This window comes from Nostoc paludosum FACHB-159 (genome assembly GCF_014698835.1).
Lineage (GTDB): Bacteria > Cyanobacteriota > Cyanobacteriia > Cyanobacteriales > Nostocaceae > Nostoc > Nostoc paludosum.
This window is the reverse complement of sequence record NZ_JACJTU010000001.1, coordinates 287243-301704: the sequence shown is the minus strand read 5'-3', so window position 1 is coordinate 301704 and position 14462 is coordinate 287243. Positions and strand designations below refer to the sequence as shown.

Sequence of the window (14462 nt, the reverse complement as noted above, 5' to 3'; positions counted from 1 at the left end):
GGGCGCACAGCTGTGCGCCCCTACCACATATTGCATACACACGAGAATTCTTATAAATCAAAATGGCGTCTAAACCGGGGATCAATCCTGTCCGTTTTCTGCTGATTGCAGGCTAGGCAGAGGGTTTGTAGATTGCTCATATCATTTTGACCGCCACGGGCTAGGGGAATGATATGGTCAATAGTCAGGTTAATTTCTGATGCAGTTTTACCACAACTTCGGCATTGATATTTGTCACGTTGCCAGACATATTTTTTTACTTCCGGCGGAATATGAATGCGGGGAGTTTTACTCATAATTATTTAGGTAACTCTTAATAATCTAGTTATTTTAATTCACCTGAGGCGATCGCACTCTTTATATAGAAGAAATATTCAAACAAACGGATTCAATGTAGATATACCACAACCCTCAAAATCCTTAATATTTCTAGTAACAAGAGTCATGGAATGTATTTTAGCTGTTGCGGCGATAAGTATATCAGCTTGCGCTCGCGGTTTACCTTGAGTTCTCAAAAAACCTCTCAATTCACCCGAACACTTGGCAATTTCTGAGGTAATAGGTAAAATTTCACAGTGAGTTGTCAAAAAGTTTTCAAACCAAGCTTGGATTCTAGCATTAGGCTTGGCTGTTAAACCATAATAGATTTCCTCAACTGTAATAACGCTTAAGTTAATTGATGTTACTGTACTTATCCATGCTGTCACCCCTGGATTTGGCATCAGTCGAGTTAATTCACTGATAATATTAGTGTCACAAAGACTGCTCATTTTCGTCGCCAGTAAAAGGATTGTGGCGATCGCTTCGTGCTGGTATCTCTAAACTATAATTTTCTTCGGCACATAACTGTTGAAGTTCTTTAAAGACTTGAGCTAGAGATGTTTTCGCAGCTTGTTGTCGCCAGTTTAAAAATTCTTTAAAAAGCTCAGGATCTACAATAGCAGCCACTAATTCTTCTTGAGTGTAGATTAACTGAGGTTCTTGACTAGTCGCATTAATTATTAAGGATAGCTGTTTTTGGGCTTCTTCAAGTGTCCATTTCATTCTAAAAATCTCCAAGTTTTGTTAGCTTATTCTGCTAATCGCCGTCAATGTCACTTTCAAAGTTGGTGCTAACTGTAATTACGGCTTCTGATATGCTTTTAACGAGGCAGAATATCATTTAAGCGAATATCAAGGCCAGGGAAAAGCGGCGAATTAATTGATTCGTTTAACCTACATTGTTGTTGAGTATAAGCATCTTCAATTAATTGGCAAACAGTGAAAGTAGGTTGCTTGGGTTTACCAATAAATGCTACTCCGCCCAATCCTCGATAATCCACAATCCAATATTCAGGAATCTCTAAAAGTGCATATTCCTCAACTTTCCTTGCATAGTCAGTTTCCCAGTTGCTGCTAACAACTTCCACCACTAGTTTAATTGACCGTCCAAGAGTGATTACAGGTTCTCGTTCCCACAGGGGTTCGCGATCGAGAACGGTTTCATCAAGAACCACGATATCAGGACGACGTGCTGTAGCTGTATCTGCAAAGGGGTAAATTAAACAAGTGCGAGGAATAAACCAAGGCAATTGTTTTGCAACAAGGTATATGCCAATTTGAGTTGCAAGTTTGCCACTCACCGTTTCATGGGGGCCAGTGGGTTCCATGTCAATTAGTTCTCCGTCTGCTAATTCATAGCGGGGATTGTCTCGGTATTGGGAGAGAAAATCTTCAAAGGTGAGGGTTTTTGGTGAGATATGTGTCATGAAGTCAATCTCCTAATGGCAAGTTTTTTTGATTGAAGAATTCAGAATTCAGAATCTAGAAGAAATATTGAACCAGTTGACAAACACTAAAATTGGGTTGTTTGGTTTTAGCAGTAAATACCACATCACCCCTGTGCAAAAACTGTTCCAGAAATTTTAGGCGGTGCGTTACCTGTGTTAACGCACGCTAAAGTTTTTACGGCACAATCAACACTGGACAAGGGGAAAGGTTAATCACGCGGGTGGTGACACTATCAGTCGCTCCCTCTTCAGTCAAACCTAGCCCCCGACAACCCATAATGATTAAATCTGCCCCGATTTCATCAGCAACATCGCAGATGGTAAAAGCCGGTTTGCCTTGCCTTTCCAAAACTTCGGATTGAATTCCTTGCCCAGAAAATAAAGATTGGGCAGTTTGGAGTAGTTTGGCAACTACCTCTGGTGACACCATTGGATCTCCACTAGGTGCATCTGGCGGTGGTTCTTCTACCACAGACAGCAGCACTAAGCGACTGCCGTACTTTTGGACAATGTTGGTAACTACATCAGCAGCTTCCCGCGTTTCCCGGCTTTGATCGATTGGAAATAGTACTGTCTTAAACATCTCTATCACCTGGCACCCCTGACTCCGGTAAAATCTGGATGGTTCTACTTTCAAAACAATAACAAAAAGGCAATCAGGAGAGTTTGCTGTGTCCAAAAAAAGTTTAGCAAGTTTATCTGCGGCTGATGTATCTGGAAAACGCGCTTTGGTGCGGGTTGATTTTAACGTGCCTGTGGATGACCAAGGCAATATCACAGACGATACTCGCATTCGCGCGGCTCTGCCAACCATCCAAGATTTGATCCAGAAGGGTGCTAAGGTGATTCTCGTCAGCCACTTTGGCCGTCCCAAGGGTGTGGATGACAAATTACGCCTAACACCAGTGGCTAAGCGTCTCTCTGAGTTGTTAGGGCAAGAAGTTGTCAAAACTGATGACTCCATTGGCGATGAAGTTGCAGCTAAGGTAGCCGCGCTGGAAAATGGGCAAGTGCTTTTACTAGAAAATGTCCGCTTCTACAAAGAAGAAGAGAAAAATGACTCAGAATTTGCCCAAAAATTGGCGGCCAATGCTGATTTTTATGTAAATGATGCTTTTGGTACTGCACACCGCGCCCATGCTTCTACTGAAGGTGTGACTAAATTCCTCAGTCCTTCTGTGGCTGGATATTTGGTTGAGAAGGAATTGGAATATCTGCAAAACGCCATTGAAAATCCCCAGCGTCCTTTGGCTGCAATTATTGGTGGTTCTAAAGTTTCCAGTAAAATTGGCGTGATTGAAACGCTGCTGGAGAAGTGCGACAAGCTAATCATCGGCGGTGGGATGATTTTTACCTTTTACAAAGCCCGTGGTTTGAATGTTGGTAAGTCGTTGGTTGAGGAAGACAAACTAGAATTGGCGAAGTCTTTGGAAGCTAAGGCAAAGGAACGTGGTGTTACTTTCCTATTGCCCACAGATATCGTATCAGCAGATAAATTTGCTCCTGATGCCAATGCAACAACTGTCAGCATCGAGAATATCCCTGATGATGGTATGGGTTTGGATATCGGCCCAGACTCAGTAAAAGTTTTCCAAGAAGCCCTTGCAGATACCAAAACGGTGATTTGGAACGGGCCGATGGGTGTGTTTGAGTTTGATAAGTTTGCGGTAGGTACAGAAGCGATCGCCCGCACTCTTGCTGAAATTGGCAAAACTGGCACAACCACCATTATCGGCGGCGGCGACTCAGTGGCGGCTGTGGAAAAAGTCGGTTTAGCCGAGCAAATGAGCCACATCTCCACTGGTGGCGGCGCTAGCTTGGAGTTACTCGAAGGTAAGGTATTACCTGGTATCGCCGCTTTAGATGATGCGTAAGTAGAGACGTTACATGTAACGTCTCTATGTTAAAGCAATTTTCAGGTAATTAAACCATTACGATAGGGACGCACAGATGTGCGTCCCTACAGTGAATTGCGACTCAAATCGATGAAAAAGGCTGCAACTCTAGAACCCTTACCAAACCTAATTTATAACTTCCTTACACAACGCTGACTTGTAGCGTATAAGAAAAATCAGGAACACCACTGGCACTACCAGAGAAAGTTCCGCCATCTTGAGGGAAGAGAGGAAATTTACTCACTGAAATGGTGTACGTACCTGCACCCAGGAATCTGTTGATTAATGACGCAGTGCCACCAGCACCATCGTCGTTACTTGTGACTAAACTCCCAAAAGCATCAAACAGACCGAGAACTGTATCTCCTGGAGATGTCACTCCAGTGACGATATTCACAGTTGCTGCGTTTGCTAAAGAGAATGTAAAAAAGTCGGAATCGGGATTACTCTCTGGTTGAACTGTCACTAGTTGGGCTGAAACATCAACGCTTGAGCCTGATGCCAATGAACCTAATGCTTCAGCAGACAGTATTGTGTTGTTCGTACCTTTTCCAGGAAGTTCGCGCTCAAAATTGAAAAGGAAATCATTAAATGTGAGATTGTTTCTTCCCTCCACAATACCTATAATCTCATCTGGCTCCGCTCCTGGTTTGTCTAAGAATATTTGTGTGTTGATTCCAACAACTTCTAGACGGTAGTTTGACGCACTTCCTTTGAGTTGAATTTTATCGTCGCTAGAGTTGAAGTCAGTAATAATAGCTAAGTCGTTAAAACCAGGATTCACACTATTGTTATCGTCGTAGTAAACACTTATGAAGTCCCCCAGGATAAATCTATCTGTCCCAGTCCCACCAGTGAAGGTATCAATTTCCCCTAATCCAGGTGGAAGCGAATTGCCGCCAGGAGTACCAGTACCAAAAACACCGATGAGAACGTCATTTCCAGCCCCGCCATTGAGTCTGTCATTGTTCAGTCCGCTTCGGAGTCTATCGTCGCCGTCCTCACCGTTGAGGGTATCATTGCCACTACCACCGATTAGTGAGTCATCACCTCCTCTTCCGTTGAGAATGTTGTTGCCTGGACTGGTACCGCTTATGGTGTTATTGAGACTGTTACCTGTCCCATTGATGGAGCCAGTTCCCGTCAGCGTTAGATTATCTAGATTGGCTCCGAGTGTGTAGGTGACAGAAGACCGAACAGTATCTATGCCTGCATTAGCAGCTTCCGTAATGGTATCAGTAGTACTGTTAATTATGTAAGTGTCATCGCCTAGTCCACCAATTAGGGTGTCAATACCCAAGCCACCATCAATTGTGTCATTGCCATTGTTACCAGATAATCGGTTATTTTGGCTATCTCCAATAATGCTGTCACTTGCATTTGTACCGACGATATTATCAAAGTTGATTACACTAAATGATATTGTTCCCAAACCAGGAACGTTATTGGCAGAGATAGTTTGGGCTTGCAAGTTAACTGTGATAGATACTCCTGGCAAAGATGCAGATGTATCTATGGTGTTGTTAGCAACATTAGCATTGGCAATAACCCTTTCTACTTTAAAAACTTGGTCTTGCCCCAAAGCCCCTTTTTGAATGGTTCCGACACCTGATAAGGTAATGGTTTGATTTAGTTGACTGTAGTCTGCGATATCAAAGCCATCTCCACCATCAATGCTGTCGTTACCTTGGCTGCCTCGGAAGAAGTCGTTTCCTGCACCGCCGATTAAAGTATCGTTTCCTGTACCACCGTTTAGAGTGTCGTTTCCTGTACCGCCGTTTAGAGTGTCACTACCATCTCCACCGTTTAGACTATCGTTCGATGTCCCACCTGCGAGGGAATCGTTACCAGCCAAGCCATTCAAGGTATCGTTACCAGAAGTACTATTGGCATTACCACCACTAGCCCAACCAACTATCGTGTCATTTCCTGTAGTACCATTTATCGTGTCATTTCCTGTAGTGCCGAAAATAAATGCCATATCTCTCCTAAATTTTTCACTAACTATCTAAGTTCAGCCTTAATCAAAGAACTATTCATCAGTTCAATCTAGATTACTGACCATTTGCCTAACGCTAAGTCAGAAAACATTAATTATTTGGTTAGGAATTTCTAAACAAAAAAATATCCAATTATTTATTGTTGGCTGCTCCAAATCACCCGCTTTTATTAGCGGGCAAACGAAACGCCTACTTTACAAAATTAGATAGCCTATTTATTGAAAATCCTAATTAATGACCCAATTCGTAAGCAATTAGGCCAAATATTTTGGTTCTTTCCAACTTTTGTGAACCCAGATGTAGTAATTTATTTATCATGAAGTATGAGGTTACATAAACTTACTTAGCAAATCTTTAAAATTTGAAGAAAATTCAAAAATATTGTCTTTGTTTAATATATGAAATAGGACTTAGATACTGTACAAATTAATCATGGTATGCATATATAGCAATCCTAAATGAGTCGTGAAAAATATGGATAAGGAAACGCACGGTCTTGTATAGCGGTGCGTTATGCTAAAGCCGTAATGCACCTGACTATAAATGGTCTTTAAATGGAGCGATCGCTTTATGCTTTTATTAATTCGTTATTTGATCGCAAGTAGACTCCTGCTGTAGGGATTTCGCAATGCGCTTTATCCCTACGACAAGTGTGTTCTTTGAGAGGTTCATATTTTATATTTTCTGTTAACGATGACTCTCTACTAAGGCGTTGCTTCCTGCGTGGGTGTCGGTATCGGAGTAGGGGTTTCTGTGGGAGTTGGTGTCGGAGTTGGTGTCGCCGTGGGTGTAGGCGTTGGTGTCGGCGTGGGTGTTTCCGTAGGCGTTGGTGTTGGAGATACAGGTGCGGTGGGAGTTTGGGCTGTGATAGTGAGTTGATAGTCTATTGGTTTCGATGCTGTGGAAACAACAACAAACTCATAAAAACCGTTTTCTGGTAATTGAGTTGATAAAGTACGCCGCGTAGAATCTTCTAAAAATTTAATTTTGCCAGTGGGTGAATAAACTGATAACAAAACTTGGGAATTTGCTTGTAGCTTTAATTCTAAAGATTGTTCTTTGGCAAGTTCAGCAATAAAAACTTTACCACCACCAGGTTCTAGAGTACCACTGACTGTTTTACTGATAGTACCGGGATCGAAGGTAAGTTTTTGGAAAGCACTACCGGCAAGGATAGCACTGAGTCGATCGCTGACAAATCCATACCAAACTTGTCCAATGGGCTGTCCCGTAAAATTCTTACCTCGCTGTTCTGGGAATACACTTAAAAAAGCTGCATCTCCCAAATCGTACAAAGAACGACTACCAACGTTGATGCGGTTGACTTCCACTTTCCAGCGATCGCGTTCAGCAGTTGTATAAGTTCCCAATTGCCGACGTGAATTTGAACTCAGTGGCGCTAGCTTTTCCAGCAATTCTGAAGCCGTTTTATCCCATTCTGCCCGCAAACTCTCGTCTTCGGAACCATTGCTGAGAGTTCGTCCCCGTAAACTGGGATTTCTGTCCCAAAAAACTTGATTCACCAAGTTAATGTAAAAGTTTTCATTAATGCCCAATTGTTGACGGCGATCGCTTAATTGTTGTTTGCGCTGGCGTTCGGCTGGTGAGTATTGCGCTAAGGGATCGACTGGCTGGTTACTCGTTGGGATTGGGCTAGCTGTAGGGCTAGGTTCAACTTCCCCTCTATTGCGGTTGCTACTTACTCCCCAGAAAATTAATCCGGCTGTAGTAACTGCTGCTAGTGCAGCCAGAAAGGTTTTGGTTGGTGTCCAGGTGCTTGTGGGCTGCGAAGATGAGGGAGGTGAGGAATAAGAGGGAGATGAAGGGGGTGGAGGGGAGACGGCGACGGTGGCGGATGTGGGTTCTGGCGGGGTGGGAGTGGGGTATTGAGTGGGCGGATAGTTGACTGGAGGCGGGTTCAAGACTTGCAGTACTTGACGGGCTGATTGATAGCGATCGCCTGGTCTGACGGATAGCATTTTATCTAATACTTGTCCTAAAAGGGGACTCAGGCTGACTTCTCGTCGCCATTGCCAGGTTAAATTATAAGTATCAATTAATTCTTGCGGTAGTTTGCCTGTCAGTAAAACTAACATAGTGGCAGCTAAAGCATACAAGTCACTGTGGGGAGACACCAACCCAGTTTGCATCTGTTCTGGGGGAGCAAATCCTACTTTACCTAATAGGGTTGGTGATGGCGAAGAAGCGGCTACACCGGGTTGGTAATATTGGGAAGCTACAGTTGCTACTACTTGTTTAACACCGCCAAAATCAATTAATACTGGTAGTTGGTCAACGGCGCGAAGTATTAAGTTATCTGGAGAAATATCTCGATGAATTACGCCTAGTGAGTGGATATACTCCAACACTGGCAGAATTTGTAGTAATAATTGGCGAACTTCAGCTTCTGTAAAGCGTAAACCTTGCTTGGTTCGAGCATTTAACAAAGAGTTGTAAGTTTCCCCTTCTACATAATCTTGCACTAAAAACAGATATTCTCTGCCCTGTAAGTTAGTGCGAAGTAGTTCCCGGAAGCGGGGAATTTGGGGATGTTGTAGTTGATAGAGAACACTTGCTTCTCTTTGAAAAAGTTCTTCAGCTTTTTCGACAACGTAGGCGGTTTGGACTTGGGGAGAAAATTCTTTTAAAACACAAAGTTCCCGGAAACGGTTAACATCTTCAGCTAAATAAGTGCGTCCAAAGCCGCCTTGACCGAGTTGACGCACAATTACATAGCGATCGCCTAAAGTTAATCCTGCTTGTATACCATAACTCATAGGCGTATCCAATTTTTCACCACACTGGAGACAAAAGCGACTACCTGGGGAATTTTCATGTCCCTGAGAACAATATAATTTAGTCATTAGTTATTAGTCATTAGTCATTAGTCATTAGTCATTAGTTATTAGTCATTCCCAGTCCCCAGTCCCTTTAATTTCCAGATTTTACTTTATCAATTCGATCGGCTGCGAGTGCATACCAAATTTGACCGAAAGTTTGCTGATTGAGTTTCGCACGGTCTTGGTCGGGAAACAAGCGATCGAATTTTTCGTTTGTTTCTTTGTTCAACTGATTAATTGTATAGTCTCCGAATTCTCCGGCTCGTGCTTGTCGTCTCCATCTTTCGTAATCTTGTGTTGTGTAAGTTCCTAGTTTGCGACGCGCTGCTGTACTGAGGTTAGCTTGTTCTACTTTAGTCAACAGTTCGTCGGCGATACGATACCACTCGTCTCGTAAACGAGCATCTTCAGGTTTCGATGTCAGGCTGCGTCCCTTTAATTGAGAATTTTTTGTATAAAATGAATCATCTACAAAGCGTGTAAAAAATCCTTCGGGAATTTGTAACTGCTGGCGGCGAGTGATAATTTGCTGAGGTTTGCCAGTTGTGCCTCGATCGCTAACTGGTTGGCTGCTAGGATTAGGTAATTGCGGAATTTGCGGTAAAGAAATAGATGGTAAAGTAATAGACGATACACTGCGAATGACTGCGTTTACCACCGCCCAAGCACCTGCACCAGTTAAAACAACTAAAGCTGTACCGCCTAGACTCATCACAAAAGGACGAATCCAAACGGGGAAAGATGCCGGTTTAGCGATGGCTTGGGTTCTGTTCTGGAATCTACTGATAATAGCGCTGGCGCGTTGTCTTCCGGGAGCAACTACCATCGTTTTAATTTTGGTAACATAATTTGCTGGAGGTTTAGTTGCGTTTGGCGATGGTAAATCTTTGAGGATTTGCTCGGCTCGTTGATAGCGATCGCTCGGTTTATAAGCCAGCATCTTTTTTAACACAGACTCCAGTTTGGGACTCACTTGGATTTGCTTGCCCCAGTACCAAATTCCCTGATAGCTGTCGTATAATTTTTGTGGTTCTTGCCCCGTCAGTAAAACTAATGTAGTTACAGCCAAAGAGTATAAATCACTACTTAAAAATACTTTGCCTTGGCGTAATTGTTCCTCTGGAGCATAACCTTTCTTACCCAGCAAAGTGTTATTCCCAACCAACTGAGTCCGCCAAAAACCTTGAGAAGCTGGCAATTGTTTGACACCACCAAAATCAATCAACACTGGTAGATTATCAGAACGCCGCCAAATCAAATTATCGGGAGAGATATCGCGGTGAACTACATCTCGTGAGTGGATGTAGTGCAATACAGGTAAAATCTGTTGCAGTAGGGTGATGACTTCTTCTTCACTAAAGGCTTTTCCTTGAGTGCGACGCTGTTCTAATAATTGGTCAAAATTGTCACCATCTACATAATCTTGGACTAAAAAGAAAAAATCTTTATTACCGATTTTCACTTGTAGGGAACTGTGAAAACGGGGAATTTGAGAATGCTGGAGTTTTTTGAGGACATTGGCTTCTCTCTCAAATAACTCTTTAGCTTTTTGTAAATCTTGTTTCTCTTGTACTTGGGGCGCAAATTCTTTCAGCACACAGGTTTGATGGGATTTCTTATCTTCCGCCAAATAAGTGCGTCCAAAGCCGCCTTGGCCCAGTTGACGGATGATTTGATAGCGATTATCTATAACCTGCCCCACAACGAGAGGTAAGGGTTCACCGCAATGGGTACAAAAGCGGTTACCATTATCATTCGTGTGTTGTTTGCTGCAATAGACCTGCATGATGCCCAAGGATTTAAGGTTTTATTTAATGACTACAACGTGCGTACAGTTGTTTTCGGATATCTTACCAAACGTTAGTGGTAGGGTGTCGCTATCCTAAGGAATATGGTTTTGTATACTTATGTACTATGGTAATCCGCTTTGATTTTTTAACTCCTACAGCGTGAGTATAAACGCAATTAACCACGTCTGTACAATAGTAGGAGACAATCGCCACTTTCGAGGTGTAGGCGGTTGTTTCAAAAATCAACTAGGAGTTGCATAACTTAAAAAGTAAAAAGAACCAAGTTAAAAGTAAAAAAAACGAGAAATTTAATATTTGTTTTTATTTTTGTCTTTGAGCTTTTTACTTGCAAGTAACGGTGTTGGCTCTACTTTTAGGATAAAAACAAGCATCATGAATTGCAAATCACAAAGCCAGCGAGTAATTAAAGAATTTGAGAATTTTCTTTCTACCCCTCTAGAAACGCAACTGCAACGACATCTCAACACTCAAAGTTCGGCAGTTTTGAGTTTATTTCATGATGTAGCGGCTAATGTACCGGCCTACAAAGCTTTTTTAGCAGAAAGAGAAATTAATCCGGCGAATATTAAAACTTTAGAGGACTTTCAAAAGCTCCCAGCGATCGCCAAAGAAAATTATATACTACGTTATCCTTTACCTGACTTATGCCGCAACGGACAATTGGAACGGTGTGATATGATAGCCGCTTCCTCTGGTTCCAGTGGTAAACCGACATTTTGGCCTCGTTTTTTCACAGATGAACTCCAAATCGCCACACGTTTTGAACAGATTTTTCACGATAGTTTTTATACAGATAGTAGACGTACTCTAGCTGTGATTTGTTTCACCTTAGGTACTTGGGTAGGTGGAATGTTCACCACCAATTGCTGTCGCTATCTTGCTAGTAAAGGTTATCCCCTGACTGTAATTACTCCCGGTAACAACAAAGAAGAAATATTGCGAGCTGTGCAAGAATTAGGTTCGGCTTTCGAGCAAGTGGTACTCTTGGGATACCCGCCATTTTTGAAAGATGTCATTGATACTGGAATTGCTCGTGGTGTGGAATGGCAGAAATATCAGATTAAATTTGTGATGGCGGGAGAAGTATTCAGCGAAGAATGGCGAAGTTTGGTTGGTAAACGAGTTGGTTCGCAAAATCCCTGCTATGATTTTGCATCACTTTACGGCACTGCGGATGCAGGAGTTTTAGGGAATGAAACGCCATTAAGTATTTGTATTCGTCGTTTTTTGGCAGAAAACCCCGATGTAGCTAGAAGTTTATTTGGGGAATCGCGTTTACCCACATTGGTGCAGTACGATCCTTGCAGTCGCTTTTTTGAAGTTCGAGATGGCGCATTGCTATTTTCTGGAGATAACGGAATTCCTTTAGTCCGTTATGACATCTTAGATACTGGCGGCATAATTAGTTATGATGCCATGCTGGAATTTTTAGTAGAGTGGGGATTCGATCCTGTTGCAGAGTTACAGAATCAGAATTCAGGAGTCAGAATTCAGAAGTTACCTAGAGGTATTCATTCATTACCTTTCGTTTATGTTTTTGGTCGTTCTAACTTTACAGTTTCGTATTTTGGGGCGAATATTTATCCAGAAAATGTGACGGTGGGATTAGAACAACCAGTGATTCAAGAATGGGTGACGGGTAAATTTGTGTTGCAGGTGAAGGAAGATGCAGACAAAAACCGATTTTTATCTGTGGTTGTGGAATTAGCACCGGGAGTAGAAGGTAGTGAAGATAAAAGGCAAGCGATCGCATCTTCTATTCTTTCACAACTGCTACGCCTCAATAGCGAGTTTGCTAATTATGTTCCACCAGAATATCAAATATCACAGGTTGCATTAGCGCCAATGGGGGATGCTGAATATTTTCCGATTGGGGTGAAACATCGTTATACGCGTAAATAGTACTAGACGCGCAAAACACCCACAAATATAAGACGCGATGAATCGCGTCTCTACAAGGGGGGATGGGGTGGTTGTTCGCGATGGGCTATGCCCCGCCGTAGGCATCGCTCTTCCAATTGATTGGGTTATTGATAATATATTGTCTAATGCGATCGAGGGCGAATTCATTACGAATTATGTTGTCATGAAACCTTTGTTGCCATTCAAAACCTTCATATATTTGATTAATTTCAAATGAACATCGTCCTTTGTACCATCTAATAATTTTAGAAAGTGAATTTTTAGACAACATCGGGTTAAATAACCCAGTAACCCCACCCCGTTCACCATCCCCCCGTTGACTTGTAGAGACGCGATGAATCGCGTCTTCTTCCTGTGTTCGTGGATTCATCGCGTCTTCTTCCTGTATTTGATTAATAACCAAAATCCCATGAATATGATTAGGCATGATGCAAAACGAATCTATCTGGCAATTAGAAAAATGATTAGGAATCTCGTACCACAATTTATGAGCAATTTCTCCAATTGGCGATCGCTGCATTTTTCCCTCTACAACCTGACCAAAAAAGCATTTCTTACCATCCGTGCAAATAGTAACAAAATATCGACCATCACTAGCATAATTCCATGCTGGTAAACGTGTTGAATCAATTCGATATTTACCTTTGTATTTAGGTTTGTTGTCTTTTGGTTGAGGATCGTCATTATTCATGATTACATGTTTAATTGAGGCAAAAACTTATGCTAGTATTGCTTTGCATTTATGTAATTGCCAACCCAAAAAACTCGGAATTATTCTCACTATGTAAATGACGGTAAAGAAGAAGACGCGATGAATCGCGTCTCTACAATAGGGAATGAAAAAAACAATAGCATTTCCATCCTGATCAAAATATCTGTTTAAACAGGGGCGATCGCATAGCCTTGTAGAGACGGCGATTTATCGCGTCTCTCTTATTCGTTCACAACACAAGTCTGCTCTCAACCATTTATTCTCTAATACCAATTCTATATGAAGATGCACAGAATATTAAACGTAGACGCAAAGCGGCTTGCCGCAGGCTACCGCCAAGTACGCCAAGAGCGCCAAGAATAGAGAGTTACTTATTTAGTGCAGCTTCACATTAAATTAGTATAATGTCGTATAATTATTGAATATTTAATATATTAAAGTTAAAAAAGTATATTATTTTTGTAAGTTTTATTGAACCCCTACATTATCCCATTGAGACACTCTAGAAAGATAAGTTTAGTAAAAAGTGTCCATTGATGTACCGCAAAAAAAGAAGCCCTAACGCATTCGTAAAGCTACCATTACCCGGTTAAAATTTACCGCAGAATTAAAAGCCGCTTCGACACCAACCGCTTAACAAGCAACAAATAGGCATCATTCACTGTCAATGATGCCCATGTTAATGTCTTTAATTTTGAACTTTGAATTGTTAACCCCTATTTTATTCCTCAATCAACTCAAAATCAACTCGCTCATAAATATCTCGTAACGTAATTTGAAAATCGATACTATTCAAAATTAAAACAGCCTCTTCACCTTCATATTCTTTAAAAATCCATTGTCCTTCTGTTTGTTTGGCAAATTTTTCTACAGAAAAACTATACTGGTCAATCATAATATATTCTTGAAACTCAGGAATCGAACGATAATATTTAAACTTATCTGTTTTGTCATAATTTTTAGTTGACTTTGATAAGACTTCAACAATTAACAAGGGATTAGTAATAATTGTTTTACTTGTTCCCTCGTAAATAGGCTTACCTTTGATGACCATAACATCAGGATAAGTATAAATGCGATAACGAGGTAATGCTAATTTCACATCACTTATGTATATGTCATAAGCTTGACCTTGCACTGTAAGAGGAAATTTTTTATAAAAATTACCTGCAATTTTGTTATAGTTAGTTGTTCCCCCTGGCATGGGTATAATTTCTCCATCTCTGTATTCATTTTTATATTCAGCCTTCTCTTCTAATTCCAGATATTCTTCTGGGGTGTAGTAAAGCTTCTCTGTTTGTAAAACCATATTAATTAACTCACAAAATGTAGCAATTGGTCTATTATCAATAGGGTAACGCAACTGTGTCTATTAGAAGAAGTGGTAGACCGTCAGACACCTCGTTATTATTCCATTAAATCATCTACTGTAGGCTCACTTGGATAACAGCGATCGCTTAAAATCCATAATTCATAATTCTGTTTCAGATAGAACTTTAAACCCTATCTGAA

At 41.4% G+C, this 14462-nt stretch carries 12 protein-coding genes; 2 read left to right on the top strand and 10 right to left on the bottom strand.

Annotation, left to right across the window (positions count from 1 at the left end; translation table 11 throughout):
- Positions 1–50: 50 nt before the first annotated feature.
- From H6H03_RS01235 to H6H03_RS01215, 5 genes are all read right to left on the bottom strand, one after another.
- Positions 51–296 carry an HNH endonuclease gene (locus H6H03_RS01235; RefSeq protein WP_190953261.1) on the bottom strand — a complete coding sequence of 82 codons (246 nt, stop codon included), beginning with the start codon at positions 294–296 and terminating at the stop codon, positions 51–53.
- Between the two features lie 78 nt (positions 297–374).
- Positions 375–770: a type II toxin-antitoxin system VapC family toxin gene (locus H6H03_RS01230; protein WP_190953260.1), complete on the bottom strand. Its 396-nt coding sequence runs from the start codon at positions 768–770 to the stop codon at positions 375–377.
- Positions 754–1044: a prevent-host-death protein gene (locus H6H03_RS01225; RefSeq protein ID WP_190953259.1), complete on the bottom strand. Its 291-nt coding sequence runs from the start codon at positions 1042–1044 to the stop codon at positions 754–756. Before H6H03_RS01225 ends, H6H03_RS01230 begins: the two co-directional genes overlap by 17 nt.
- Before the next feature lie 98 nt (positions 1045–1142).
- Positions 1143–1748, bottom strand: coding sequence for a Uma2 family endonuclease (locus tag H6H03_RS01220; RefSeq protein ID WP_190953258.1), 606 nt, complete (start codon positions 1746–1748; stop codon positions 1143–1145).
- Between the two features lie 196 nt (positions 1749–1944).
- Entirely contained in the window at positions 1945–2352 is a 408-nt protein-coding gene (locus H6H03_RS01215) for a universal stress protein (RefSeq protein WP_190953257.1), read from the bottom strand.
- A gap of 88 nt (positions 2353–2440) precedes the next feature.
- On the opposite strand from H6H03_RS01215, the gene H6H03_RS01210 reads away from it, so the two are divergent.
- Positions 2441–3643, top strand: coding sequence for a phosphoglycerate kinase (locus H6H03_RS01210; protein WP_190953256.1), 1203 nt, complete (start codon positions 2441–2443; stop codon positions 3641–3643).
- Between the two features lie 163 nt (positions 3644–3806).
- Here the strand turns inward: H6H03_RS01210 and H6H03_RS40030 are convergent, their stop codons facing one another.
- The 3 genes from H6H03_RS40030 to H6H03_RS01195 form a co-directional block, all read right to left on the bottom strand.
- Positions 3807–5645: a pre-peptidase C-terminal domain-containing protein gene (locus tag H6H03_RS40030; protein WP_190953255.1), complete on the bottom strand. Its 1839-nt coding sequence runs from the start codon at positions 5643–5645 to the stop codon at positions 3807–3809.
- 723 nt (positions 5646–6368) lie between these two features.
- Entirely contained in the window at positions 6369–8528 is a 2160-nt protein-coding gene (locus H6H03_RS01200; RefSeq protein WP_190953254.1) for a serine/threonine-protein kinase, read from the bottom strand.
- A gap of 67 nt (positions 8529–8595) precedes the next feature.
- Positions 8596–10290: a protein kinase domain-containing protein gene (locus H6H03_RS01195; RefSeq protein WP_190953253.1), complete on the bottom strand. Its 1695-nt coding sequence runs from the start codon at positions 10288–10290 to the stop codon at positions 8596–8598.
- Positions 10291–10687: 397 nt separating this feature from the next.
- On the opposite strand from H6H03_RS01195, the gene H6H03_RS01190 reads away from it, so the two are divergent.
- Complete coding sequence (locus H6H03_RS01190; protein WP_190953252.1) at positions 10688–12217, top strand: phenylacetate--CoA ligase family protein; 1530 nt, start codon at positions 10688–10690, stop codon at positions 12215–12217.
- Positions 12218–12302: 85 nt separating this feature from the next.
- On the opposite strand, the gene H6H03_RS01185 is transcribed toward H6H03_RS01190, so the two are convergent.
- Both H6H03_RS01185 and H6H03_RS01180 read right to left on the bottom strand, forming a co-directional pair.
- Entirely contained in the window at positions 12303–12929 is a 627-nt protein-coding gene (locus H6H03_RS01185; protein WP_190953251.1) for a transposase, read from the bottom strand.
- A gap of 742 nt (positions 12930–13671) precedes the next feature.
- The gene (locus H6H03_RS01180) at positions 13672–14259 is read right to left on the bottom strand and encodes a Uma2 family endonuclease (protein ID WP_190953250.1); all 588 of its coding nucleotides are present in this window, start codon (positions 14257–14259) and stop codon (positions 13672–13674) included.
- Positions 14260–14462: the final 203 nt, after the last annotated feature.

Bases quoted from the DNA above. Each gene is read 5' to 3' on its own strand.
- H6H03_RS01235 (WP_190953261.1), bottom strand. From the start codon at position 296: ATGAGTAAAACTCCCCGCATTCATATTCCGCCGGAAGTAAAAAAATAT.
- H6H03_RS01230 (WP_190953260.1), bottom strand. From the start codon at position 770: ATGAGCAGTCTTTGTGACACTAATATTATCAGTGAATTAACTCGACTG.
- H6H03_RS01225 (WP_190953259.1), bottom strand. From the start codon at position 1,044: ATGAAATGGACACTTGAAGAAGCCCAAAAACAGCTATCCTTAATAATT.
- H6H03_RS01220 (WP_190953258.1), bottom strand. From the start codon at position 1,748: ATGACACATATCTCACCAAAAACCCTCACCTTTGAAGATTTTCTCTCC.
- H6H03_RS01215 (WP_190953257.1), bottom strand. From the start codon at position 2,352: ATGTTTAAGACAGTACTATTTCCAATCGATCAAAGCCGGGAAACGCGG.
- H6H03_RS40030 (WP_190953255.1), bottom strand. From the start codon at position 5,645: ATGGCATTTATTTTCGGCACTACAGGAAATGACACGATAAATGGTACT.
- H6H03_RS01200 (WP_190953254.1), bottom strand. From the start codon at position 8,528: ATGACTAAATTATATTGTTCTCAGGGACATGAAAATTCCCCAGGTAGT.
- H6H03_RS01195 (WP_190953253.1), bottom strand. From the start codon at position 10,290: ATGCAGGTCTATTGCAGCAAACAACACACGAATGATAATGGTAACCGC.
- H6H03_RS01190 (WP_190953252.1), top strand. From the start codon at position 10,688: ATGAATTGCAAATCACAAAGCCAGCGAGTAATTAAAGAATTTGAGAAT.
- H6H03_RS01185 (WP_190953251.1), bottom strand. From the start codon at position 12,929: ATGAATAATGACGATCCTCAACCAAAAGACAACAAACCTAAATACAAA.
- H6H03_RS01180 (WP_190953250.1), bottom strand. From the start codon at position 14,259: ATGGTTTTACAAACAGAGAAGCTTTACTACACCCCAGAAGAATATCTG.